The sequence below is a fragment of the Streptomyces sp. NPDC048182 genome (genome assembly GCF_043202555.1).
Classification (GTDB): domain Bacteria; phylum Actinomycetota; class Actinomycetes; order Streptomycetales; family Streptomycetaceae; genus Streptomyces.
In genome coordinates this window covers 242,433-264,155 of sequence record NZ_JBIDAQ010000005.1, presented here as the reverse complement: position 1 = coordinate 264,155, position 21,723 = coordinate 242,433, and the positions used below count along the sequence as shown (strand labels likewise).

Genomic DNA, 21,723 nt, shown 5'->3' with positions numbered 1-21,723 from the left:
CCGTGCGAAGGTGGGGCGGTCGTCCTGCCGGAACCCCCAGGATCCTCGATGACCTGGGGGTTCCGGCACGTACGGCCCCGTTCACCGACCCACCTGCACCGGCCGGAGAGGCCCGCCCATGTTCCTGACCGTCACCACCACCGGCACCCCCGCACGCCCCGCCACCGACCTCGGCTTCCTGCTGCACAAGCATCCCGACAAGGCGCAGGCGTTCGCCACCTCCTTCGGCACGGCCCACGTGCTCTACCCCGAGGCGGACGAGCAGCGCTGCACGGCGGCGCTGCTCCTGGAGGTCGACGCGGTGGCGCTGGTCCGGCGCGGCAAGGGCAAGGGCCGGGGCGGCGCCTCCGACGCGGCGCTCGCGAGTTACGTCAACGACCGCCCCTACGCGGCCTCCTCCCTGCTCGCCGTCGCCCTCAGCCGGGTCTTCTCCAGCGCGATGCGCGGCGTGTGCGCCCACCGCCCCGAGCGCGCCGCCGAGCCGCTGCCGCTGCGCGTCGAGGTGCCCGCGCTGCCCGCCCGCGGCGGCCCCGGCCTGGTCCGGCGCCTGTTCGAGCCGCTCGGCTGGGCGGTGAGTGCCGACGCCGTGCCGCTGGACAGCGCGTTCCCTGAGTGGGGCGACTCCCGCTACGTACGCCTGGTCCTGGAGTCGGACACGCTGCGGCTCGCCGAGGCGCTGCGCCACCTCTACGTCCTCCTGCCGGTCCTGGACGACGCCAAGCACTACTGGGTCTCCCCGGACGAGGTCGACAAGCTGCTGCGGGCCGGCGAGGGCTGGCTGCCCGGTCACCCGGAGCAGAAGCTGATCACGAGCCGCTACCTGTCCCGCCGCTGGTCCCTCACCCGCGAGGCGATGGAGCGCCTGGAACTGGTCCGCCTTGCCGAGGCCGAGGGCACCGAGGTGGAGGAGATCGACAACGCGGTCGCGCCGGAGACCGAGACCGAGGAGCGGCCCACCCCGCTCGCCGTCCGGCGCCGCGAGGCGATCCTCACCGCGCTGCGCGAGCACGGCGCCGCCCGCGTCCTCGACCTCGGCTGCGGCGAGGGCCACCTGGTGCGCGAGCTGCTCAAGGAGCCGGCGTTCACCGAGATCACCGGCGTCGACGTGTCGGTGCGCGCGCTCACCATCGCCGCCCGGCGGCTGCGCCTGGACACCATGGGCGAGCGCCAGGCGTCCCGGGTGCGCCTGCTCCAGGGCTCCCTCGCCTACACCGACAAGCGCCTGACCGGCTACGACGCCGCCGTGCTCAGCGAGGTGATCGAGCACCTCGACCTGCCCAGGCTGCCCGCCCTGGAGTACGCGGTGTTCGGCGCGGCCCGCCCCCGCACCGTCGTCGTCACCACGCCGAACGTGGAGTACAACGTGCGCTGGGAGACCCTCCCGGCCGGCCACGTCCGCCACCGCGACCACCGCTTCGAGTGGACCCGCGCCGAGTTCCGCGCCTGGGCGGAGACGGTCGCCGCCCGGCACGGCTACGGCGTGGAGTTCCGCCCGGTCGGCCCCGACGACCCCGAGGTGGGCCCGCCCACCCAACTGGCCCTGTTCACGCAGACGGCCACCACCGAGACCGAGAGCAAGAAGGAGGCGAAGGCCGCATGACCACGGACCGCACCGACGAGGCCCGCGCCCTGCCCGTCACCGACCTCTCCCTGGTCGTCCTGATCGGCGCCTCCGGCTCCGGCAAGTCCACCTTCGCCCGGCGCCACTTCGCGCCCACCGAGGTGCTCTCCTCCGACTTCTGCCGCGGCCTGGTCGCCGACGACGAGAACGACCAGAGCGCCAGCCGCGACGCCTTCGACGTCCTGCACCACATCGCCGGCAAGCGGCTCGCCGCCGGACGGCGCACCGTCGTCGACGCCACCAGCGTGCAGCAGGACTCGCGCCGCCAGCTCATCGAACTGGCCAGGCGGCACGACGTGCTGCCCATCGCCATCGTGCTCGACGTGCCCGAGGAGGTGTGCGCCGAGCGCAACGCGGCCCGCACCGACCGGGCCGACATGCCGCGCCGGGTGATCCAGCGCCACATCCGCGAACTCCGCCGCTCGCTCAGACACCTGGAGCGCGAGGGCTTCCGCAAGGTGCACGTGTTGCGCGGCGCCGAGGAGGTGGAGCGGGCCACCGTCGTCACCGAGAGGCGGTTCAACGACCTGACCCACCTCACCGGCCCCTTCGACATCATCGGCGACGTGCACGGCTGCGCCGCCGAGCTGGAGGCCCTGCTCGGCAAGCTCGGCTACAAGTGCGGTGCTCATCCCGAGGGCCGCACCGCCGTGTTCGTCGGCGACCTGGTCGACCGCGGCCCGGACAGCCCCGGCGTGCTGCGCCGCGTGATGTCCATGGTCAAGTCGGGCGACGCGCTGTGCGTGCCGGGCAACCACGAGAACAAGTACGGCCGCCACCTGCGCGGCCGCAAGGTCCAGGTCACCCACGGCCTCGCCGAGACCGTCGAGCAGATGGCGGGCGAGAGCGAGGAGTTCCGCGCCGAGGTGCGGGAGTTCCTCGACTCCCTGGTCAGCCACTACGTCCTGGACGGCGGCCGGCTCGTGGTCTGCCACGCCGGGCTGCCGGAGAAGTACCACGGCCGCACCTCAGGGCGGGTCCGCTCGCACGCGCTGTACGGCGACACCACCGGCGAGACCGACGAGTTCGGGCTGCCGGTGCGCTACCCCTGGGCGGAGGACTACCGGGGCCGCGCCGCCGTCGTCTACGGCCACACCCCGGTCCCGGACGCCACCTGGCTCAACAACACCATCTGCCTGGACACCGGCGCCGTCTTCGGCGGCAAGCTCACCGCGCTGCGCTGGCCGGAGCGCGAGCTGGTCGACGTCCCCGCCGAGCGGGTCTGGTACGAGCCGGCCAGGCCGCTGCGCACCGAGGCGCCCGGCGGGCAGGACGGCCGGCCGCTCGACCTGGCCGACGTGCGGGGGCGGCGGACGGTGGAGACCCGGCACGCCGGGCGGATCACCGTGCGCGAGGAGAACGCGGCGGCGGCCCTGGAGGTCATGAGCCGCTTCGCGACCGACCCGCGGCTGCTGCCGTACCTCCCGCCGACCATGGCGCCCACCGCGACCTCCCGGGTCGAGGGCTACCTGGAGCACCCGGCCGAGGCGTTCGCCGGCTACGCGGCGGACGGCGTGGCGCGGGTGGTGTGCGAGGAGAAGCACATGGGCTCGCGGGCCGTCGTCCTGGTCTGCCGGGACGCGGAGGCGGCGCAGCGGCGTTTCGGCACGGAGGGCCCGACCGGGGCGGTGTACACCCGCACCGGCCGCCCGTTCTTCGACGACGCCGCGATGACCGAGGCCGTCCTCGGCCGGCTGCGCGAGGCGGTCGGCGCGGCCGGGCTGTGGGCCGACCTCGACACCGACTGGCTGCTCCTGGACGCCGAGCTGCTGCCCTGGTCGCTGAAGGCCGGCGGGCTGCTGCGCTCCCAGTACGCGGCGGTCGGCGCCGCCTCGGGCGCGGTCTTCCCGGGCGCCCTCGCCGCCCTGGAGGGCGCCGCCGCCCGCGGCGTCGACGTGGCCGGCCTGCTGGAGCGCCAGCGCGCCCGGGCCACGGACGCCGCCGCGTTCACCGACGCCTACCGGCGCTACTGCTGGCCCACCGACGGCCTGGACGGCGTCCACCTGGCACCGTTCCAGATCCTGGCCGCCCAGGGCCGCAGCCTGGCCGCCGTGCCGCACGACGAGCAGCTCGCGCTGATCGACCGCCTGGTGGAGCACGACGGCACCGGCCTGCTCCGCACCACCCGGCGGCTGTACGTCGACACCGGCGACCCCGCCTCGGTCGCGGCCGGCGTCGACTGGTGGCTGGAGATGACCGGGCGCGGCGGCGAGGGCATGGTCGTCAAGCCGATCGCGGCGCTGGTCAGGGACGGCAAGGACCGCCTGGTCCAGCCGGGCGTGAAGTGCCGGGGCCGGGAGTACCTGCGGATCATCTACGGTCCGGAGTACACCCGCCCCGACAACCTCGACCGGCTGCGGCAGCGCTTCCTCGGCCACAAGCGGTCGCTCGCGATCCGGGAGTACGCCCTCGGCCTGGAGGCCCTTGACCGCCTGGCGCCGGGTGAGCCGCTGTGGCGGGTGCACGAGGCGGTGTTCGGGGTGCTGGCCCTGGAGTCGGAGCCGGTCGACCCCCGGCTCTGAACCCGGCCCGCCCGAAGCGGGTCCCCCGAAGCAGGGGGTAGAGCGGCCTCGGAGTGGTCAGGATGGTGTCATGGGATTCCACGTCGACTCCGAGGCCGGACGGCTCACCCGCGTCATCCTGCACCGGCCGGACCTCGAGCTCAAAAGGCTCACCCCCAGCAACAAGGACGCCCTTCTCTTCGACGACGTGCTGTGGGTGCGCCGCGCCCGCGCCGAGCACGACGGGTTCGCCGACGTGCTGCGCGACCGCGGGGTCGCCGTGCACCTCTTCGGCGACCTGCTCACCGAGACCCTCGACCTGCCGGCCGCCCGGTCGCTGGTCCTGGACCGGGTCTTCGACGAGAAGGAGTACGGCGTCCTGGCCACGGACCACCTCCGCGCCGCCTTCGAGACGCTGCCCGCCGCCGAACTGGCCGAGGCGCTGGTCGGCGGCATGACCAAGCGGGAGTACCTGGACGCGCACCCGGAGCCGACCTCGGTGCGCTTCCACGCCATGGAGCTGGACGACTTCCTGCTCGGCCCGCTGCCCAACCACCTCTTCACCCGCGACACCTCCGCCTGGATCTACGACGGCGTCTCCATCAACGCGATGCGCTGGCCGGCCCGGCAGCGCGAGACCGTGCACTTCGAGGCGATCTACCGGCACCACCCGCTCTTCGCCGCGGCGGACTTCCGGATCTGGTCCGAGGGGCAGGCCGACTACCCCTCCACCATCGAGGGCGGCGACGTGCTGGTCATCGGCAACGGCGCGGTGCTCATCGGCATGAGCGAGCGCACCACCCCGCAGGCCGTGGAGATGCTCGCGCACAAGCTGTTCGCGGCCGGCTCGGCCCGCACCATCGTGGCCCTGGACATGCCGAAGCGGCGGGCCTTCATGCACCTGGACACGGTCATGACGATGGTGGACGGCGACACCTTCACCCAGTACGCCGGCCTCGGCATGCTCCGCTCCTACACCATCGAGCCGGGCGTGGGCGACAAGGAGCTGAAGGTCACCGACCACCCGCCGGAGCACATGCACCGCGCGATGGCCGCCGCGCTGGGCCTGAACGAGATCCGCGTCCTGACCGCCACCCAGGACGTGCACGCGGCGGAGCGCGAGCAGTGGGACGACGGCTGCAACGTCCTGGCCGTCGAACCGGGCGTGGTCGTCGCCTACGAACGCAACGCCACCACCAACACCCACCTGCGCAAACAGGGCATCGAGGTGATAGAGATCCCGGGCAGCGAACTGGGCCGGGGGAGGGGCGGACCGCGCTGCATGTCCTGTCCGGTGGAGCGGGCGGCTGTATGAGAGGGAGCGGGTGGCTGTATAAGAATTCGAATTCTCGTATATAGTTTCAGTCATCCCTGTTCCGTCCGTCCCTCTGGAGCGCCCTCATGGCGACTGTCCCGACCCCCCTCTCCGGCCGTTCCTTCCTCAAGGAGCTGGACTTCACGGCGGCGGAGTTCCGCGGTCTGGTCGAGCTGGCCGCGGAGCTGAAGGCGGCCAAGCGGGCCGGGGCCGAGGTGCGGCAGCTGGCCGGGCGGAACATCGCGCTGATCTTCGAGAAGACCTCGACGCGCACCCGGTGCGCGTTCGAGGTCGCCGCCGCCGATCAGGGCGCGTCGACCACGTACCTGGATCCCTCCGGCTCGCAGATCGGGCACAAGGAGTCCGTGAAGGACACCGCCCGGGTGCTGGGCCGGATGTTCGACGCCATCGAGTACCGCGGCGACAGCCAGCACGGCATGGAGGAGATGGCGGCGCACGCGGGCGTGCCCGTCTACAACGGCCTGACCGACGACTGGCACCCCACCCAGATGCTCGCCGACGTGCTCACCATGACCGAGCACGGCGGCAAGCCGCTCACCGGGACCGCCTTCGCCTACCTCGGCGACGCCCGCTTCAACATGGGCAACTCCTACCTGGTCACCGGCGCCCTGCTTGGCATGGACGTGCGGCTCGTCGCGCCGAAGTCGTACTGGCCGGCGCAGGAGATCGTCGACCGGGCGCAGGAGCTGGCGCAGGCGAGCGGGGCGCGGATCACGCTCACCGAGGACGTGGGGGAGGGCGTGCGCGGCGCCGACTTCGTCGCCACCGACGTGTGGGTCTCCATGGGCGAGCCGAAGGCGGTCTGGGACGAGCGGATCACCGCGCTCGCCCCGTACGCCGTGACCATGGACGTGCTGCGCGCCACCGGCAACCCGGACGTGAAGTTCCTGCACTGCCTGCCCGCCTTCCACGACCTCGGCACCAAGGTCGGCCGGGAGATCTTCGAGTCGCACGGCCTGGACTCCCTGGAGGTCACCGACGAGGTCTTCGAGTCGGCGCACTCGGTCGTCTTCGACCAGGCGGAGAACCGCCTGCACACCATCAAGGCCGTCCTCGTCGCGACGCTGGGCTGAGCGCGCCCCTCGTGAGGCCCGCTATCCTGCACGGCGGCACCGGAACCACCCCTTCCGCTGCCGCCGCCCGCGGCCACCGCCGCGCCCGCACCACCAGAAACGAGCACCACCCGCCATGCTCCCTGCCCGCATCAAATCGCCTAGCGTCCTCCTCGCGGAGTCCGGCGCGGACCGCGAGGGCCACGGCCTGAAGCGCACGATGGGGCTGTTCCAGCTCGTCTGCTTCGGCGTCGGCGCCATCGTCGGCACCGGCATCTTCGTCGGCCTGTCCGACTCCGTCGCCGAGGCCGGTCCCGCCGTCGTCGTCTCCTTCGTGCTGGCCGCGGTCACCTGCGTCTTCACCGCGTTCGCCTTCGCCGAGCTGGGCGGCGCCATCCCGGTCTCCGGCTCCTCGTACTCCTTCGCCTACGCGGGGCTCGGCGAGGGGACCGCCTTCCTGGTCGGCTGGTGCCTGCTCCTGGAGTACGGCGTCTCGGTCTCCGCGGTCGCCGTCGGCTGGAGCCAGTACGTCAACGAGCTGCTCGACAGCGTCCTCGGCGTCCAGCTCCCGCACGCGCTCTCCGCGGGCCCCGGCGACGGCGGCGCGGTCAATCTGCCCGCGGTGATCGTCATCGCCCTCGCCTCGGTGCTCCTGGTGCGCGGCGTGCGGGAGAGCGCCCGGGCGACGGCCGCGATGGCGGTGCTCAAGCTGGCCGTCCTGGTCGCCTTCTGCGCCATCGGCCTCACCGCCTTCCGGCACGGCAACCTGACCCCCTTCTCCCCGGCCGGGCTCGGCGGCATCGGGGCCGGCACCACCGCCGCCTTCTTCTCCTACATCGGCTTCGACGCGATCACCACGGCCGGCGAGGAGGCCAAGAACCCGCGCCGGGACATCCCCGTCGCCATCCTGGTCTGCATCGGCCTGGTCACCCTGCTGTACTGCGCGGTCGCGCTGGCCGCCATCGGCGCGGTCGGCGGCGACGAGGTCGGGAACCGGCCCGCCGCGCTCTCCTACGTCGTCGACGAGGTCACCGGCTCCGCGATCGGCGGCGGCGTGGTCGCCTTCGGCGCGGTCGTCGCCATCGCCTCGGTGGTGCTCGCCGTGATGTACGGGCAGACCCGGATCCTGCTCTCCATGTCCCGCGACGGCCTCGTCCCGCACGTCTTCGAGAAGGTCTCGCCGCGCACCGCGACGCCGGTGGCCGGCACCCTGATCGTCGCCGTGGTATTCGCGCTGCCGGCCGCCTTCGCGCCGCTGGACGCGGTGGTCAACCTGTGCACCATCGGCACCCTGGCCACCATGGCCGCCGTCAACGTCGCCGTCATCGCGCTGCGCCGCCGCGAGCCGGGCCTGGCCCGCACCTTCCGGGTGCCGCTGTACCCGGTGACGCCGCTGCTCGGCGTCGGCTTCTGCCTCTACCTGATGTACGAGACCGGCCCCGCGACCTGGCTCCAGTTCGCCGTGTTCCTCGCGGTCGGCCTGGCCGTCTACGCGGCGTACGGCCGCCGCCACTCCCGGCTCGCCCGGACCGCCCCTACGACGGACGCCGCTGAGCGGGCACCGCAGGCAGTCTGAACCACACCGCCTTGCCGGACCCGGTCTCCCGGTGGCCGCAGGAGGAGCTGAGGGCGCGGATCAGCAGCAGCCCGCGCCCGTGCTCCTGCCAGGGGTCGGGGGGCTCCAGGTCCGGGGTGGTCATGTCGCCCGGCGGCGCCGGGTCGGGGTCGTGCACCTCGACCTGGCAGGCGGTCGGCAGCAGCTCCACCACCAGCTCTATCGGCGTCCCGCCCGAGGTGTGCTCCACCGCGTTGGCGACCAGCTCGGCGGTGAGCAGCTCCGCGGTGTCGCAGTCCGCGGTGTGCTCGATCTCGGCGAGCGCCGTACGCACCAGGGCGCGGGCGACCGGCACGGCCGCGGCGGAGTGCGGCAGCGCGATGCGCCAGGAGGCGGGGGCGGATGGTCGATCGTGCACGGCGGTTCCATTCCGGAGCAGGACGATCCTGTCCCGACGTCAACCTTATGAATGGTACGGCGCCCCCGAGCAGAGCCGTTCGACGGCCGCCGTCCGGGACCTTCGTCCCGGCCCCGGGTGCCTACCCGCCCACCGGCCCGCCGCCGCACGGACGCCCGCGCTGTTACCGCCCCGTGGCTGTCCTGCGACGGACGTGACGTATGTGACATACGCGACATGGACCGGCGTCACGGCGCGGGGAGCGACCGGGCCAGCGCGCCGAGGTCCACCACGGTGCCGTCGGGGCGCCACAGGACGGCGTGTGCGTGACCGGCGGCGTTCTCGGACTCGCCGACCGCGGCGCCGGAGCCGTTGACAGCCCAGGCCCTGCTCTTCACGTCCCCGTCGAGGGCGCCCAGCTCGGAGACGGTGCCGTCGGCCGACCAGCGCACGGCCCTGGGGGTCCCGTCCGCGCGCTCGGCGGTGCCGACGGCCACGCCCGCGTCGTTGACGTCCTCGGCGGACGCGTGGGCGCTGCCCAGCGTGGGCAGCGCGGTGCTCCTGCCATCGGCGTTCCAGCGCACGGCGTGTCCCTCCGGCTCGGGCTGGGTGAGACTGCCGCCGGCGGGCGTCCACTCCCCGACGGCCACGCCCAGGTTGTTGATCGCGCCGACCAGCGGGTGGGGAGCCCGTACACCTCCTCGGTCTGGGTCACCCCGGCGGCCTCGCCGGCGCCGTTGACCACCAGGGCCGAGGTGGTGAGGGCTCCCGGCAGGACTCCCAGCATCACGGCCGAGGTCCCCTCGGGCCACTTCACCGCGCGGAACACCTCACCGGTGGTGTCCGCCAGACCGACCACCGTGCAGTCCTCGGCGATGCCGAACGCGCCGCTCCGCACGGCCGAAACCGTGCCGGAACCGCCGGCGCCGGGGGCACCGGTGGAGGGCGGCCCTGAGGAGGACGGCCCGGGGCCCCCGCCGCCCGCACCGGCCTGGTCGGCGCAGGCGGTGAGCAGACCGAGCAGCGCCACCAGACCCAGCGCACGCCGACCGTGGGCGCTTCGTATGCGCGGCGCGTGCCATGCGTGCGGCGAGTTCATCCTCTCCCCCCCGGTCACCAGCAGTGTGACGGTCCCGATGAGCCGTGCGGTAGTCGCGGGGCGGACATCTACGCCGCCGGCGGTGCCGTGGTCGTGAGGCGGTCGCCGAGGGCGCTTCTCCGGTACAGCACATGCCGCCCGTCGCGGGACCGGGTGACCAGCCCCGTGGCGTGCAGGACCCGCAGATGCTGGGAGACGGCGCTCGGGGTGACCCGGAGGCGGCGGGCCAGCTCCACGGTGGGCAGCGGCTCCTCCAGCAGGCCGAGCAGTCTGGCCCGGGGCGCTCCGAGCAGGGACACCAGGGCGGCCGGGTCGGCGGTCGGGGTCTCCGAGCCCCACAGCGTGGCCACGCCCCGGCTGGGATAGGCGAGGCTCGGGGGTTCGTCCGGGCTCACGGGTGGCGCGGGCTTGTGCGCGAACACGGAGGGCAGGAGCATCAGCCCCCGGCCGGCCGCCACGACCCGGTGCCTGCTGATCATCTGGTGGATGAACAGCTCCCCGCCCTGCCAGCGCAGGTTCGGGTGCATGTCGGCGAACAGCAGCCGGGCGCCGCCCAGAGCGAGTTGGCGGGCGCGGTAGGTCATGTCGGCCTCCAGCACCAGCCGCATCCGGGGCCACACCGGCTCGACGGCCACCTCCCAGTACGCCCGCAGGAGGTCGCAGACGGCGTCGCGCAGGCCGGCGACCGGTGCGTCCTCGGCGGCGGTGGCGTCGCGGAGCGCGTCGGGGACGGGATCGGGCGCGTGCGCGAGCAGCAGGTCGTGGCGGACCCGGGCGCACGACGCCCGCCGGACGACGAGGAGTTGCTCTTCGAAGTCCGGTGCGAAGCCCGTGGGATTCGGGGTCAGGAAGTCGGGGAGGGTGCGCCGCTGGGCGACCAGGGACATCAGCAGACCGGTGTCGAGTCGGCCGAGCCTGCCCAGTACGGACCTGCGCCAGGGCAGGTGCAGGGCCGAGAGCCCGGGATCCTGGAGCACCCGCAGGCTGAACAGGGTCTCGTGCAGGGGTGAGAGGGCGAAGCGGGTGTCCGCGAGGTCCTCGACGCCGAGCACGAAGCTGATCATTGAGCCCCACGCTACATCCCTTGGCGACACGACGCCGGTGCCGTGGACTGCCTCCCATGACACACACGTCCCGGGCGGACCGGGAGACCGAAGGATGAGCCACCGGATCGTCCTGCTGCTGGCAGTCACCTGCGCCGTGGCCGTGGGCAACATCTACTTCCCGCAGGCCGTCGCGCCCCTGGTCGCCACCGGACTGCACGTGCCGCCCGACGCGGCCGCCACCGTGGTGACCGCCACCCAGGCCGGTTACACGGCCGGGATGGTCCTGCTGGTGCCGCTCGGCGACCGGCTGCCGCACCGCCCTTACCTCGTCGCCCTCCTCGCTCTGACCGGTCTGGCCCTGCTCGCGGCGGGCTGCGCACCGGCCCTGCCGGCCCTCGCCGCCGCCGGCACCCTGGTCGGCCTGAGCACCGTGGGCGCGCAGATCGTCGGCCCCCTGGCCGCCGGTCTGGTGGCCGCCGACCGCCGAGGAGCGGTGCTGGGCACCCTGCTGAGCGGATCGACCGGCGGCATGCTGCTGGCCCGGACCTTCGGCGGCACGCTCGGCGAGTGGCTCGGCTGGCGGGCCCCCTACCTGGTCGCCTCGGTCCTGGCGCTGATCCTCGCCGCCGTCCTGGCGTTCGCGGTGCCGACCACGCCCCCGTCCTCCCGCCGGCCCTACCCGGCGCTCCTGGCCGCGCCGCTGCGCCTGCTGCGCACCGAGCCGGAACTGCGCCGCTCCTGCTTCTACCAGGCAACCGTCTTCGCCGGGTTCTCCGCGGTCTGGACCTGCCTGGCGCTCCTGCTCACCGGACCGGCCTACGGCCTCGGTGCCCAGGCGGTGGGGATGATCGCCCTGGTCGGCGCGGCGACCATGGTCTGCACCCCGCTCGCCGGCCGCCTGGTGGACCGCCACGGCCCCGACCCCGTGAACCTGGCCTGCCTGCTCGGCGTCCTCGTCTCGGCCGTGGTCCTCGCCGTCGGCGCCCGGGGCGGGGTGCTGGGCCTGACCTCCCTGACCCTCGGCACGCTGCTCCTCGACGTCGCGATGCAGTCCGGCATGGTCGCCAACCAGGTCCGCGTCTACGCCCTGCGCGCCGACGCCCGCAGCCGGCTCAATACCGCCTACATGACCTGCGCCTACCTGGGCGGCAGCACGGGTTCCTGGCTCGGCACCCGCGTCTGGGGCCGGGCCGGCTGGCCGGGCGTGTGCGCGCTCGTCGCGCTGCTCGCCACCCTCGCTCTCGCCCGCCACCTGCGACACCGCGCCGGACGAAGCGGATCCGGGGTATCGCGCACTTGTGACGGCAGTCACGGACAGGTGATAACTTCGAGGGGCAGTGCTCAGTGAGGCCGTGCCCGCCGCCCCAGGAGGCCGCCCGTCATGAGTCCCTTCACCGGCTCCGCCACCCCCACCCCCGACTGGCACCACCTGCGCGTCGAGACCGCCGACGGCGTCGCCACGGTCACCCTCGCCCGCCCCGACCGGCTCAACGCGCTCACCTTCGGCGCCTACGCCGACCTGCGCGACCTGCTCGCCGAGCTGTCCCGGGAGCGCTCCGTGCGCGCCCTGGTGCTGGCCGGCGAGGGGCGCGGGTTCTGCTCCGGCGGTGACGTCGAGGAGATCATCGGCGCCACCCTCGCCATGAACACCGCCCAGCTGCTCGACTTCAACCGGATGACCGGGCAGGTGGTGCGCGCCCTGCGCGAGTGCCCGTTCCCGGTGATCGCCTCCGTGCACGGCGTCGCCGCCGGCGCGGGCGCGGTGCTCGCGCTCGCCGCGGACTTCCGGGTCGCCGAGCCCGGCGCCCGCTTCGCCTTCCTCTTCACCCGCGTCGGCCTCTCCGGCGGCGACATGGGCGCCGCCTACCTGCTGCCCCGGGTCGTCGGCCTCGGCCACGCCACCCGGCTGCTGATGCTCGGCGAACCGGTCGGCGCCGCCGAGGCCGAACGGATCGGCCTGGTCAGCGAGTTGGCCGCGCAGGGTGGCGCCGACCAGTCCGCCCGCGCCCTCGCCCGCCGCCTCGCCGACGGCCCCGCCCTCGCGCAGGCGCAGACCAAGGCGCTGCTCACCGCCGAACTGGACATGCCGCTCGGCGCCGCCGTCGAGCTGGACGCCGCCACCCAGGCCCTGCTGATGAACGGCGCGGACTACGCCGAGTTCCACGCCGCCCACACCGGCAAGCGCCGGCCGAAGTGGCGGGGGAGGTGAGCCGGAGGTGCGCATCGCCGTGATCGGCGGCGGCCCCGGCGGCCTCTACGCCGCCGCCCTGCTCAAGCGCCTCGACCCGGCCCGCGAGGTCACCGTCTTCGAGCGCGACGCCCCCGACGACACCTTCGGCTTCGGCGTCGTCCTGTCCGACGAGACCCTCGGCGGCATCGAGCACGCCGACCCGGTGGTCCACGAGGCGCTGCGGGCGGAGTTCGTCCGCTGGGACGACATCGACGTGGTCCACCGGGGCGTACGGCACACCTGCGGCGGCCACGGCTTCGCCGCCCTCGGCCGGCGCCGGCTGCTCGCCGTCCTGCACCGGCGCTGCCGCGCCCTCGGCGTCGACCTGCGCTTCCGCGCCCTCGCCCCGCACCCCGACCTGCTGGCCCGGGAGTACGACCTGGTCGTCGCCGCCGACGGGGTGCGCAGCACCACCCGGGACGCCTACGCCGGGACCTTCCGCCCCCGCGTCACCGCCCACCGCTGCCGCTACCTCTGGCTCGCCGCCGACTTCGCCCTGGACGCCTTCCGCTTCGAGACCGCCGAGACCGAGCACGGCGTCATGCAACTGCACGGCTACCCCTACGCGCCGGACGCCTCCACCGTCATCGTCGAGACACGCGAGGAGGTCTGGCGGGCCGCCGGACTGGACACGGCCGGCACCGCGGAGTCCGTGGAGCGCTGCGCCAAGGTCTTCGCCGAGGCCCTCGGCGGCCGTCCGCTGCGCAGCAACCGGCCGTCCTGGGACGTCTTCCGCACGGTCGTCAACGCCCGCTGGTCGCACGGCAACGTCGTCCTGCTCGGCGACGCCGCCCACACCGCCCACTTCTCCGTCGGCTCCGGCACCAAGCTCGCCGTCGAGGACGCCGTCGCGCTCGCCGCCTGCCTCGCCGAGCAGCCCTCGGTGCCGCGGGCGCTCGCCGCGTACGAGGCGGAGCGCCGCCCGGTGGTGGCCAGCACCCAGCGGGCCGCCCGGGCCAGCCTGGAGTGGTTCGAGGACCTGGCCCGCTACGCCGACCAGCCGCCGCGCCGGTTCGCCTTCAACCTGCTCACCCGCAGCCGCCGCGTCACCCACGGCAACCTGCGCCTGCGCGACCCCCGGTTCACCGAGGCCGTCGAGCGCGAGGCCGGCTGCCCGCCCGGCACGCCGCCGATGTTCACCCCGTTCCGGCTGCGCGGCCTGACGCTGCGCAACCGCGTCGTCGTCTCCCCGATGGACCTGTACTCCGCCGTCGACGGCGTCCCCGGCGACCTCCACCTCGTCCACCTCGGCGCCCGCGCGCTCGGCGGCGCCGGTCTGGTGATGACCGAGATGGTGTGCGTCAGCGCGGAGGGCCGCATCACCCCCGGCTGCACCGGCCTGTGGACCGGCGGACAGGCCGAGGCGTGGCGCCGCATCGCGGACTTCGTGCACGCCCAGGCCCCCGGCACCGCGCTCGGCGTGCAGCTCGGGCACAGCGGGCGCAAGGGCTCGACCCGGCTGATGTGGGAGGGCATGGACGAGCCGCTGCCGCACGGCAACTGGCCGCTGCTCGCCGCCTCCCCGCTGCCCTACCGGCCCGGCGGCCAGATCCCCCGGCAGCTCACCCGGGCCCAGCTCACCGACGTGCGCGAGCAGTTCACCGCCGCCGCCCGCCACGCCGCCCGGACCGGCTTCGACCTCCTCGAACTGCACTGCGCCCACGGCTACCTGCTCTCCGGCTTCCTCTCCCCGCTCACCAACCACCGCACCGACGCCTACGGCGGCTCCCTGGAGCGGCGGCTGCGCTTCCCCCTCGAGGTCTTCGACGCCGTCCGCGAGGTCTGGCCCGAGGAGCGCCCCATGACGGTGCGGATCTCCGCGACCGACTGGGCCGAGGGCGGCACCGGCGCCGAGGAGTCGGTGGCCATCGCCCGCGCCTTCGCCGCGCACGGCGCCGACGCCCTCGACGTCTCCACCGGGCAGGTGGTGGCCGACGAGCGCCCCGAGTTCGGCCGCTCCTACCAGACGCCGTACGCCGACCGGATCCGGCACGAGGCCGGCGTCCCCGTCATCGCGGTCGGCGCCATCTCCTCCTGGGACGACGTCAACTCCCTGATCCTGGCCGGCCGCACCGACCTCTGCGCCCTGGCCCGCCCGCACCTCTACGACCCGCACTGGACGCTGCACGCGGCGGCCGAGCAGGGCTACACCGGACCGGGCGCCGTCTGGCCTGCCCCGTACCGCGCCGGCAGCCGCCCGCCCCCGACCGGCGGCGTGCCGCGCGCCGCCCGCGCGCTCCCTCAGCCCTCCGTGCCGCCCCGCACATAGGCCGCCCCCGCGTCCCGCAGCCGCTCGTGCAGGGCGCGGAAGACCGCCGCCGAGCGGGTGCCGGGCCACTGCTCCGGGAGCAGGCGGGCGGGCAGGCCCGGGTCGGTGTAGGGGAGGTGGCGCCAGGAGTCGAGGGCGCGGAGGTAGTCCCGGTACGCCTCCTCGGGCGGGGTGTCCGCGCGGGCCTCCCAGGCGCGCAGCACCGGCGCGTGCCGGTCGAGGAACGCCTCGTGCGCCCCGGCGATCGCGGGCAGGTCCCACCAGCGGGCGGCCGCCTCGGCGGTGGGGGAGAAGCCGAGGTGCTCGCCCCGGAAGAGGTCCACGTAGGCGTCCAGGCCCAGGCGGGCCAGCGCGTGCCGGGTCTCCTCGTACAGCCGGGCCGGGGCGATCCACACGCCGGGCGCGGCGGTGCCGAAGCCGAGCCCGGCGAGGCGGGAGCGCAGCACGTGCCGCCGCTGGCGCTCCGACTCCGGCACGGAGAACACCGCGAGCACCCACCCGGCGTCCTCGTACGGCGCGGCGGCGTACACCCGCCGGTCGCCGTCCTCCATCAACTCGCGCGCCTCGTCGGACAATTCGTAACCGGCGGTGCCCTGCGCGGTACGGGCCGGCACCAGCAGTCCACGCCGCTTCAGCCGGGAGACCGACGAGCGCGCGGAGGGCGCGTCCACCCCCACCGCGCCGAGCAGCCGGATCAGCTCCGCGACGGGCAGCGGGCCCGGCACCCCTCTGCCGTAGGCGCCGTAGAGCGTGACGATCAGGGACCTCGGTGCGTGGGCTGCGTGCTGGTCGGACACGCGGATCATCTTAGGCGCTGCGGATCATGCCTGGTCGTCGGGGAGTTCGGCCGCGAGTCCGGGGGCGGGCCGCAGCCGGTGGCGCTGGAGCTTGCCGGTCGCCGTGCGCGGCAGCGCGTCCAGGAAGACGATCTCGCGCGGGCACTTGTACGGCGCCAACTCGCCCTTGAGGTGCGCCCGCAGCGCCTCCGCGTCCGGCGCGGCGCCCGCCCGCAGCACGGCGTGCGCCACCACCACCTGCCCCCGGTCGGCGTCCGGCCGCCCCACCACCGCCGCCTCCACCACGTCCGGATGGCGCAGCAGCGCGTCCTCCACCTCGGGGCCCGCGATGTTGTACCCGGCGGACACGATCATGTCGTCCGCCCGCGCCACATACCGGAAGTACCCGTCGCTCTCGCGCACATAGGTGTCCCCGGTGATGTTCCAGCCGTCCCGGACGTACTCCCGCTGCCGCGGGTCGGCGAGATAGCGGCAGCCCACCGGCCCGCGCACCGCGAGCAGCCCCGGTGTCCCGTCCGGCACCGGCACGCCCGCCGCGTCCTGCACCCGGGCCTGCCAGCCCGGCACCGGGACGCCCGTCGTGCCGGGCCGTACGGCGTCGTCCGCGGCGGAGACGAAGATGTGCAGCAGCTCGGTCGCGCCGATGCCGTTGATGATCCGCACGCCGGTGCGCTCGTGCCAGGCCCGCCAGGTCGCCGCGGGCAGATTCTCGCCGGCCGAGACGCACCGGCGCAGGCTGCCCAGGTCGTGCCCGCCCGGCTCCGCCAGCATCGCCCGGTACGCGGTCGGCGCGGTGAACAGCACCGACACCCGGTGCTCGGCCACCGCCGCCAGCAGCTGCTTCGGGCCCGCCTGTTCGAGCAGCAGCGCGCTGGCCCCGGCCCGCAGCGGGAAGACCACCAGGCCGCCGAGGCCGAAGGTGAAGCCCAGCGGCGGGCTGCCCGCGAAGACGTCGTCCGGGCGGGGCCGCAGCAGGTGCCGGGAGAAGGTGTCCGCGATGGCCAGCACGTCCCGGTGGAAGTGCAGGCAGCCCTTGGGCCGCCCGGTGGTGCCCGAGGTGAAGGCGATCAGCGCCACGTCGTCCGCCGCGGTCGTCACCGCCGGGTACGGGCCGTCCGGCGCCGGTCGGCGCAGCAGGTCGTCGGCGCCGTCACCGCCGTACGGCGTGATCCGCAACCCCGGCGCGCCGGCCGCGGCGAGGTCGGCCACCACCCGCGCGTCGCACAGCGCGTGCCCGACGCGGGCGAGTTCGCAGACGGTGCGCAGCTCGTGCGGGCGGTGCTGCGCCAGTACGGTGACGGCCACCGCGCCCGCCTTCAGCACCGCCAGCCAACAGGCCGCCAGCCACGGGGTGGTGGGGCCGCGCAGCAGCACCCGGTTGCCGGGGACGACGCCGAGGTCGGCGGTGAGGAGATGGGCGATGCGGTCGGACTCGGCCCGCAGCCGCCCGTAGCTCCAGATCTCCCCGGCGTCGCCCGCCGTGCGGAGGGCCGGGCGGTCGGCGGGCGGGCCCGCCAGCAGCTCGGCGGCGCAGTTGAGGCGGTCCGGGTAGTGCAACTCCTCCAGGTCGAAGCGGAGTTGCGGCCACTGGTCGGCGGGTGGGAGATGGTCGCGCGCGAAGGTGTCGACGTGTGCCGACGCGGAGAGGTCGGGTCTGCCCTGCCGGTGTGGATCCCCCATGGCGGTTCGCCCCCTTGGCCGTGGTGGGCTCGCGCAAGGAGCGTATCGTGTCGGTGACGGCAGTCAATGGGGCGCGATATCCTGGCCGTTGACGGCAGATGGGGGACCGGCGATGACCGCCTTCGCGCTCGACCCGGCACGACGCGCCTGGTGCGCCGAGCTGCGCGCCCTCGCCGCCGAACGCCTGCGCCCGCTCGCGGAGTCGGGCGAGCCCGGCCGCGTCAACCGCCCCCTCGTCGCCGCGCTCGGCGCCACCGGCCTGCTCGCCCGCCTCTTCACCTCCGGCGCCCTCGACCTGTGCCTGATGCGCGAGTCCCTGGCCCAGCACTGCACCGAGGCCGAGACCGCCCTCGCCCTCCAGGGCCTCGGCGCCCACCCCGTGCACGCGCACGGCACCGAGGTGCAGCGCGCCCACTGGCTGCCGAAGGTGAGCGACGGCAGCGCGGTGGCCGCCTTCGCGCTCAGCGAGCCGGGCGCCGGCTCCGACGCCGCCGCGCTCGGCCTGGCGGCGGAACCCGACGGCCGGGCCGGCTGGCGGCTGACCGGCGAGAAATGCTGGATCTCCAACGCCCCCGAGGCCGACCTGTACACCGTCTTCGCCCGCACCACCCCCGGCGCCGGCGCCCGCGGCGTCACCGCCTTCCTGGTCCCCGCCGACCGCCCCGGCCTCACCGGCGCGCCCCTCGACATGCTCTCCCCGCACCCCGTCGGCACCCTCGCCTTCGACGCCGTGCCGGTCACCGCGGCCGACGTGCTGGGAGCGCCGGACGGCGGCTTCCGGGTCGCCATGAGCACCCTCGACCTGTTCCGCCCCAGCGTCGGCGCCTTCGCGGTCGGCATGGCGCAGGCCGCCCTGGACGCCACCGTCGTCCACACCACCGCCCGCGAAGCCTTCGGCGCCCGCCTCCGCGACCAGCAGACCGTCGCCCACCAGGTCGCTGAGATGGCCCTGCGCACCGAGGCCGCCCGCCTGCTGGTGTACGCGGCGGCCACGGCGTACGACGCGGGCGCCCCGGACGTCCGGCGCCGCGCCGCCATGGCCAAGCTGCTGGCCACCGAGACCGCGCAGTACGTCGTCGACCGCGCCGTCCAGCTGCACGGCGCCCGCGCCCTGCGCCGCGGCCACCTCCTGGAGCACCTGTACCGCGAGGTGCGGGCGCCGCGCGTCTACGAGGGGGCGAGCGAGGTGCAGCGGGGCATCGTCGCCAAGGAGCTGTACCGCGACCACGACAGGGAGGTGGGCCCATGACGGCCCCCGAACGGCTCAACCCGCCCGACCTCTCCCCGCCCACCGGCTTCACCCACGCCGTCGTCGCCACCGGCACCCGGGTGGTCTTCCTGGCCGGCCAGACCGCCCTCGACCCGGGCGGCACAATCGTCGGCGACACGCTCCCCGACCAGTTCGCCCGCGCCCTCGCCAACCTGCTCACCGCCCTCGCCGCCGCCTGCGGCACCCCCGCCGACCTGGCCCGCGTCACCGTCCACACCACCGACCTGGCCGCCTACCGCGCCCACGCCGCCGACCTCGGCCGCACCTGGCGCGAGCTGGCCGGCCGCGACTACCCGGCGATGGCGGTGGTGGAGGTCGCCCGCCTGTGGGACGAACGGGCCCTGGTGGAACTGGACGGCTTCGCCGTACTGCCGTAGCCCGCCCTCCACGCCTAACATCACTCCATGCCGAGCATCGAACTCAGCGCGGGCACCGTCGACTACGAGGACACGGGCGGCGAAGGACCGGTGGTCGTGCTGCTGCACGGCCTCGTCCACGACGCGACCGTCTGGCGCAAGGTCACCGCCGACCTGCGCGCCGGGCACCGCCTGATCGCCCCGACCCTGCCCTACGGCGCCCACCGCCGCCCCCTGACCCGGCCGCCCACCCCGGACACGGTCAACGACCTGGTCGTGGAGTTCCTGGACCGCCTGGACCTGCGGGACGTCACCCTGGTCGAGAGTGATTGCGGACGCGCCCAGACGGTGGCCGCCCGGCACCCGGAACGCCTCGCCCGCCTGGTCCTGATCTCCTGCGAGGCGTTCGACAACTACCCGCCGGGCCTGCCCGGCAAGATGATCGGCGTCGCCTGCCGGGCCCCTGGCGGCGTCTCCCTCCTGGTCCGCGTCCTCGGCCTGAAGGCGCTGCGCCGGCTGCCCGTCGGCCTCGGCGCCCTGACCAAGCGCCCGGTCCCGGACCAGGTCGTCGACGGCTGGCTGCGCCCCCTGCGCACCGACCCCGCCGTCCGCCGCGACTTCCGCCACTACGGCACCCACGTGCGGCGCACCGAACTCCTCGAGGCCGCCGAGGGGCTGCGCCGCTTCGACAAGCCGGCGCTGGTCGTCTGGGCCCTGGAGGACCTGATGATGCCGCGCGAGCACGGCCGCCGGCTGGCCGAGCTGCTGCCCCGTGGGCGCCTGGTGGAGGTGGAGGACACCCGGACCCTGATCGCGGAGGACCAGCCCGAGCTGCTCGCCGCCCTCCTCCGGGACTTCATCGCCGAGGAGACACCCGTCGAGCGGACGGACTCGCCACCGAAGGAGTGAGGATCAGCGGCGCCGGGCCGCTCGCCCGGTAGCAGTGGAACCCCCGTACCGACCCCACCGGGAGGTTCCCATGCCCGTACGCGCCCTTCTCCTCGCCGCAGCCGCCCTGCTCCTCGGGCCGGTCACCGCGGCACACGCCGACACCCTCGCGCCCGAGACGGTGACCGTCGACCCCGCAGGACGCCTCGCCGCCGACGGCACGGTCACCCTGACCGGCACCTACCGCTGCGCCCCCGGCGCCGGCACCGTCTTCGTCAGCTCCTCCGTCAGCCAGGGCACCGACGGCGTCCGGCACGGCGTCGGCGGCACCCGCGCCGTGTGCGACGGCCTGACCCACCGGTGGGTCAACACCGGCACGCCCTCGTCCACGGCCACCCCGCTCGCGGCCGGCCCCGCCCGCGTCGAGGCCACGCTGATGGAACTGCGCACCACCAGCGGCCTGCCGCTGCCCGCCTTCCACGCCCGCGGCGCCCAGGACATCACGCTGGTCCAGGGCTGACCGGGGGCCGCAGGCCGAGCCACTGCTCGGCGTCCCAGGCCCAGAACCGCTCCACCTCGCCGAAGCCCAGTTTCGCCGCGAGGCGCATGGAGCGGGTATTGGCCGTCTGGGTGGCGAGCACCACCGGCTCGCCGGGAAGCGCGGCGGCGAACCAGTCGAGTGCCGCCGCGCACGCCTCGGCGGCGTAGCCGCGCCCCCAGGCTCGCGGGAGGAAGAGGTAGCCGAGATCGGCCCTGCCCGCGGCGGCCGGGCGACGGTCCTCCGGATTCCGGGTGAGGGTGACCTGGCCGATCACCGTTCCGTCCAGGTCGACCACGAAGCGACCGGGGCGCCGGTCCGGCGCCCCGGGCATCGCGCGCTCCACTTCGGCGCGCGGCTGAGGGCCACCGAGGTAGCTATGCACCTCCGGCGAGGTGAACAGCTCGACGACCGCCGCACGGTCCCGGGCCTCGGGCTCGCGGAGCAGGAGCCGCTCGGTGCGGATCGGGGCGGGCGGCCAGGCGACGGGTCCGAGGTCGGTCATGCCGGCCAGCCAATCAACCGGCTCACCGGCGCATCAACCCCGCCGACCCCCGTCTCACGCCCGCCCCGGCCCGTACGCCGCTCCCGCGCGGTTCATTCGGCCCCGCGCGGGCACCCAGCCCCCATGACACGAAGCCCCGGACGGCGCGACCGGCACAGCGAGACCCTGGTCAGGGCCGCCCTCATCGGCGCCGCCACCGGACTGCGGAGCCAGTACGGCGTGACCGCCCTGTCCCTGACGGCCGGCCGCCCCCGCCCCGCCGCCCGCTCCTGGCTCCGCCGCGCCGCGCTCACCGCCGCCACGGCGGAGGGCGTCGCGGACAAGCTGCCCAGCACACCCAGCCGGCTGGCCCCGCGCGGCCTGCTCCCGCGCCTGGGCGTCGGCGCCCTGACCGGCGCGGCCCTGGCCCGCCGCCACGGCGGCCCGGTGACGGCACCGGTAGCGGTGGCGACGGCGTCGGCCCTGACCTTCTCCCTGGCCGGCGCCGGCTGGCGCCGCCTGACCAGGTCACACCCCGCCGCCGGGGCGCTCGCGGAGGACTCGACGGCGGCGGTACTGGCCTGGGCGGCATGCGTGCGGTGAC

19 protein-coding genes are annotated in these 21,723 nt (G+C 74.9%); 13 read left to right on the top strand and 6 right to left on the bottom strand.

The genetic code is table 11. The features are described from left to right. Nucleotides 1-118: 118 nt before the first annotated feature. The 5 genes from ACGFZL_RS12550 (at nt 119) to ACGFZL_RS12530 (ending at nt 8,086) form a co-directional block, all read left to right on the top strand. On the top strand, nt 119-1,600 hold the full coding sequence (locus tag ACGFZL_RS12550) for a 3' terminal RNA ribose 2'-O-methyltransferase Hen1 (protein WP_393690942.1): 1,482 nt from the start codon (nt 119-121) through the stop codon (nt 1,598-1,600). After that, a complete protein-coding gene (locus ACGFZL_RS12545) occupies nt 1,597-4,143 on the top strand; it encodes a polynucleotide kinase-phosphatase (protein ID WP_393690940.1) in 2,547 nt (848 codons plus the stop codon). Before ACGFZL_RS12550 ends, ACGFZL_RS12545 begins: the two co-directional genes overlap by 4 nt. Nucleotides 4,144-4,213: 70 nt before the next feature. Continuing rightward, complete coding sequence (locus ACGFZL_RS12540) at nt 4,214-5,437, top strand: arginine deiminase (RefSeq protein WP_355170628.1); 1,224 nt, start codon at nt 4,214-4,216, stop codon at nt 5,435-5,437. Nucleotides 5,438-5,523: 86 nt separating this feature from the next. Continuing rightward, nucleotides 5,524-6,531, top strand: coding sequence for an ornithine carbamoyltransferase (argF, locus tag ACGFZL_RS12535; protein ID WP_393690938.1), 1,008 nt, complete (start codon nt 5,524-5,526; stop codon nt 6,529-6,531). Between the two features lie 115 nt (nt 6,532-6,646). After that, on the top strand, nt 6,647-8,086 hold the full coding sequence (locus ACGFZL_RS12530; protein ID WP_393690936.1) for an amino acid permease: 1,440 nt from the start codon (nt 6,647-6,649) through the stop codon (nt 8,084-8,086). On the opposite strand, the gene ACGFZL_RS12525 is transcribed toward ACGFZL_RS12530, so the two are convergent. The 3 genes from ACGFZL_RS12525 to ACGFZL_RS12515 all read right to left on the bottom strand — a co-directional run bounded on the left by ACGFZL_RS12525 (nt 8,046) and on the right by ACGFZL_RS12515 (nt 10,625). Next, a complete protein-coding gene (locus ACGFZL_RS12525) occupies nt 8,046-8,483 on the bottom strand; it encodes an ATP-binding protein (RefSeq protein WP_355170634.1) in 438 nt (145 codons plus the stop codon). The two genes, ACGFZL_RS12530 and ACGFZL_RS12525, sit on opposite strands and share 41 nt — an antisense overlap. Before the next feature lie 227 nt (nt 8,484-8,710). Continuing rightward, nucleotides 8,711-9,112 (bottom strand): hypothetical protein, encoded by a 402-nt coding sequence (locus ACGFZL_RS12520; RefSeq protein WP_393690934.1) that lies wholly within the window; start codon nt 9,110-9,112, stop codon nt 8,711-8,713. A 517-nt stretch (nt 9,113-9,629) separates the two neighbouring features. Further along, on the bottom strand, nt 9,630-10,625 hold the full coding sequence (locus ACGFZL_RS12515) for an ArsR/SmtB family transcription factor (RefSeq protein WP_393690932.1): 996 nt from the start codon (nt 10,623-10,625) through the stop codon (nt 9,630-9,632). A 94-nt stretch (nt 10,626-10,719) separates the two neighbouring features. Here ACGFZL_RS12515 and ACGFZL_RS12510 point away from each other — a divergent pair, with 94 nt between their 5' ends. The 3 genes from ACGFZL_RS12510 to ACGFZL_RS12500 are packed head-to-tail and all read left to right on the top strand — an operon-like array spanning nt 10,720 to nt 15,106. Beyond that, the gene (locus ACGFZL_RS12510) at nt 10,720-11,955 is read left to right on the top strand and encodes an MFS transporter (RefSeq protein ID WP_393690930.1); all 1,236 of its coding nucleotides are present in this window, start codon (nt 10,720-10,722) and stop codon (nt 11,953-11,955) included. Nucleotides 11,956-11,988: 33 nt separating this feature from the next. After that, nucleotides 11,989-12,816 (top strand): enoyl-CoA hydratase family protein, encoded by an 828-nt coding sequence (locus tag ACGFZL_RS12505; protein ID WP_393690928.1) that lies wholly within the window; start codon nt 11,989-11,991, stop codon nt 12,814-12,816. A gap of 7 nt (nt 12,817-12,823) precedes the next feature. Next, on the top strand, nt 12,824-15,106 hold the full coding sequence (locus ACGFZL_RS12500) for a bifunctional salicylyl-CoA 5-hydroxylase/oxidoreductase (RefSeq protein ID WP_393690926.1): 2,283 nt from the start codon (nt 12,824-12,826) through the stop codon (nt 15,104-15,106). Here the strand turns inward: ACGFZL_RS12500 and ACGFZL_RS12495 are convergent. Together ACGFZL_RS12495 and ACGFZL_RS12490 are read right to left on the bottom strand one after the other, a co-directional pair. Then, entirely contained in the window at nt 15,079-15,912 is an 834-nt protein-coding gene (locus ACGFZL_RS12495) for a PaaX family transcriptional regulator C-terminal domain-containing protein (RefSeq protein WP_393690924.1), read from the bottom strand. The two genes, ACGFZL_RS12500 and ACGFZL_RS12495, sit on opposite strands and share 28 nt — an antisense overlap. A 15-nt stretch (nt 15,913-15,927) precedes the next feature. Further along, entirely contained in the window at nt 15,928-17,583 is a 1,656-nt protein-coding gene (locus tag ACGFZL_RS12490; protein WP_393690922.1) for an AMP-binding protein, read from the bottom strand. A 112-nt stretch (nt 17,584-17,695) separates the two neighbouring features. Between ACGFZL_RS12490 and ACGFZL_RS12485 the strand changes: the two genes are divergently transcribed. The 4 genes from ACGFZL_RS12485 to ACGFZL_RS12470 all read left to right on the top strand — a co-directional run bounded on the left by ACGFZL_RS12485 (nt 17,696) and on the right by ACGFZL_RS12470 (nt 20,617). After that, nucleotides 17,696-18,832, top strand: coding sequence for an acyl-CoA dehydrogenase family protein (locus ACGFZL_RS12485; RefSeq protein ID WP_393690920.1), 1,137 nt, complete (start codon nt 17,696-17,698; stop codon nt 18,830-18,832). Beyond that, nucleotides 18,829-19,230, top strand: coding sequence for a RidA family protein (locus ACGFZL_RS12480; protein ID WP_393690918.1), 402 nt, complete (start codon nt 18,829-18,831; stop codon nt 19,228-19,230). Before ACGFZL_RS12485 ends, ACGFZL_RS12480 begins: the two co-directional genes overlap by 4 nt. Before the next feature lie 27 nt (nt 19,231-19,257). Continuing rightward, nucleotides 19,258-20,118, top strand: a complete 861-nt coding sequence (locus ACGFZL_RS12475; RefSeq protein WP_393690916.1) for an alpha/beta fold hydrolase — start codon at nt 19,258-19,260, stop codon at nt 20,116-20,118. A 70-nt stretch (nt 20,119-20,188) separates the two neighbouring features. Next, the gene (locus ACGFZL_RS12470; protein ID WP_393690914.1) at nt 20,189-20,617 is read left to right on the top strand and encodes a DUF6299 family protein; all 429 of its coding nucleotides are present in this window, start codon (nt 20,189-20,191) and stop codon (nt 20,615-20,617) included. On the opposite strand, the gene ACGFZL_RS12465 is transcribed toward ACGFZL_RS12470, so the two are convergent. Continuing rightward, nucleotides 20,598-21,140, bottom strand: coding sequence for a GNAT family N-acetyltransferase (locus ACGFZL_RS12465; RefSeq protein WP_393690912.1), 543 nt, complete (start codon nt 21,138-21,140; stop codon nt 20,598-20,600). The genes ACGFZL_RS12470 and ACGFZL_RS12465 overlap by 20 nt on opposite strands. Before the next feature lie 123 nt (nt 21,141-21,263). Here ACGFZL_RS12465 and ACGFZL_RS12460 point away from each other — a divergent pair, with 123 nt between their 5' ends. After that, nucleotides 21,264-21,722, top strand: a complete 459-nt coding sequence (locus tag ACGFZL_RS12460; protein ID WP_393690910.1) for a hypothetical protein — start codon at nt 21,264-21,266, stop codon at nt 21,720-21,722. Nucleotide 21,723: the final 1 nt, after the last annotated feature.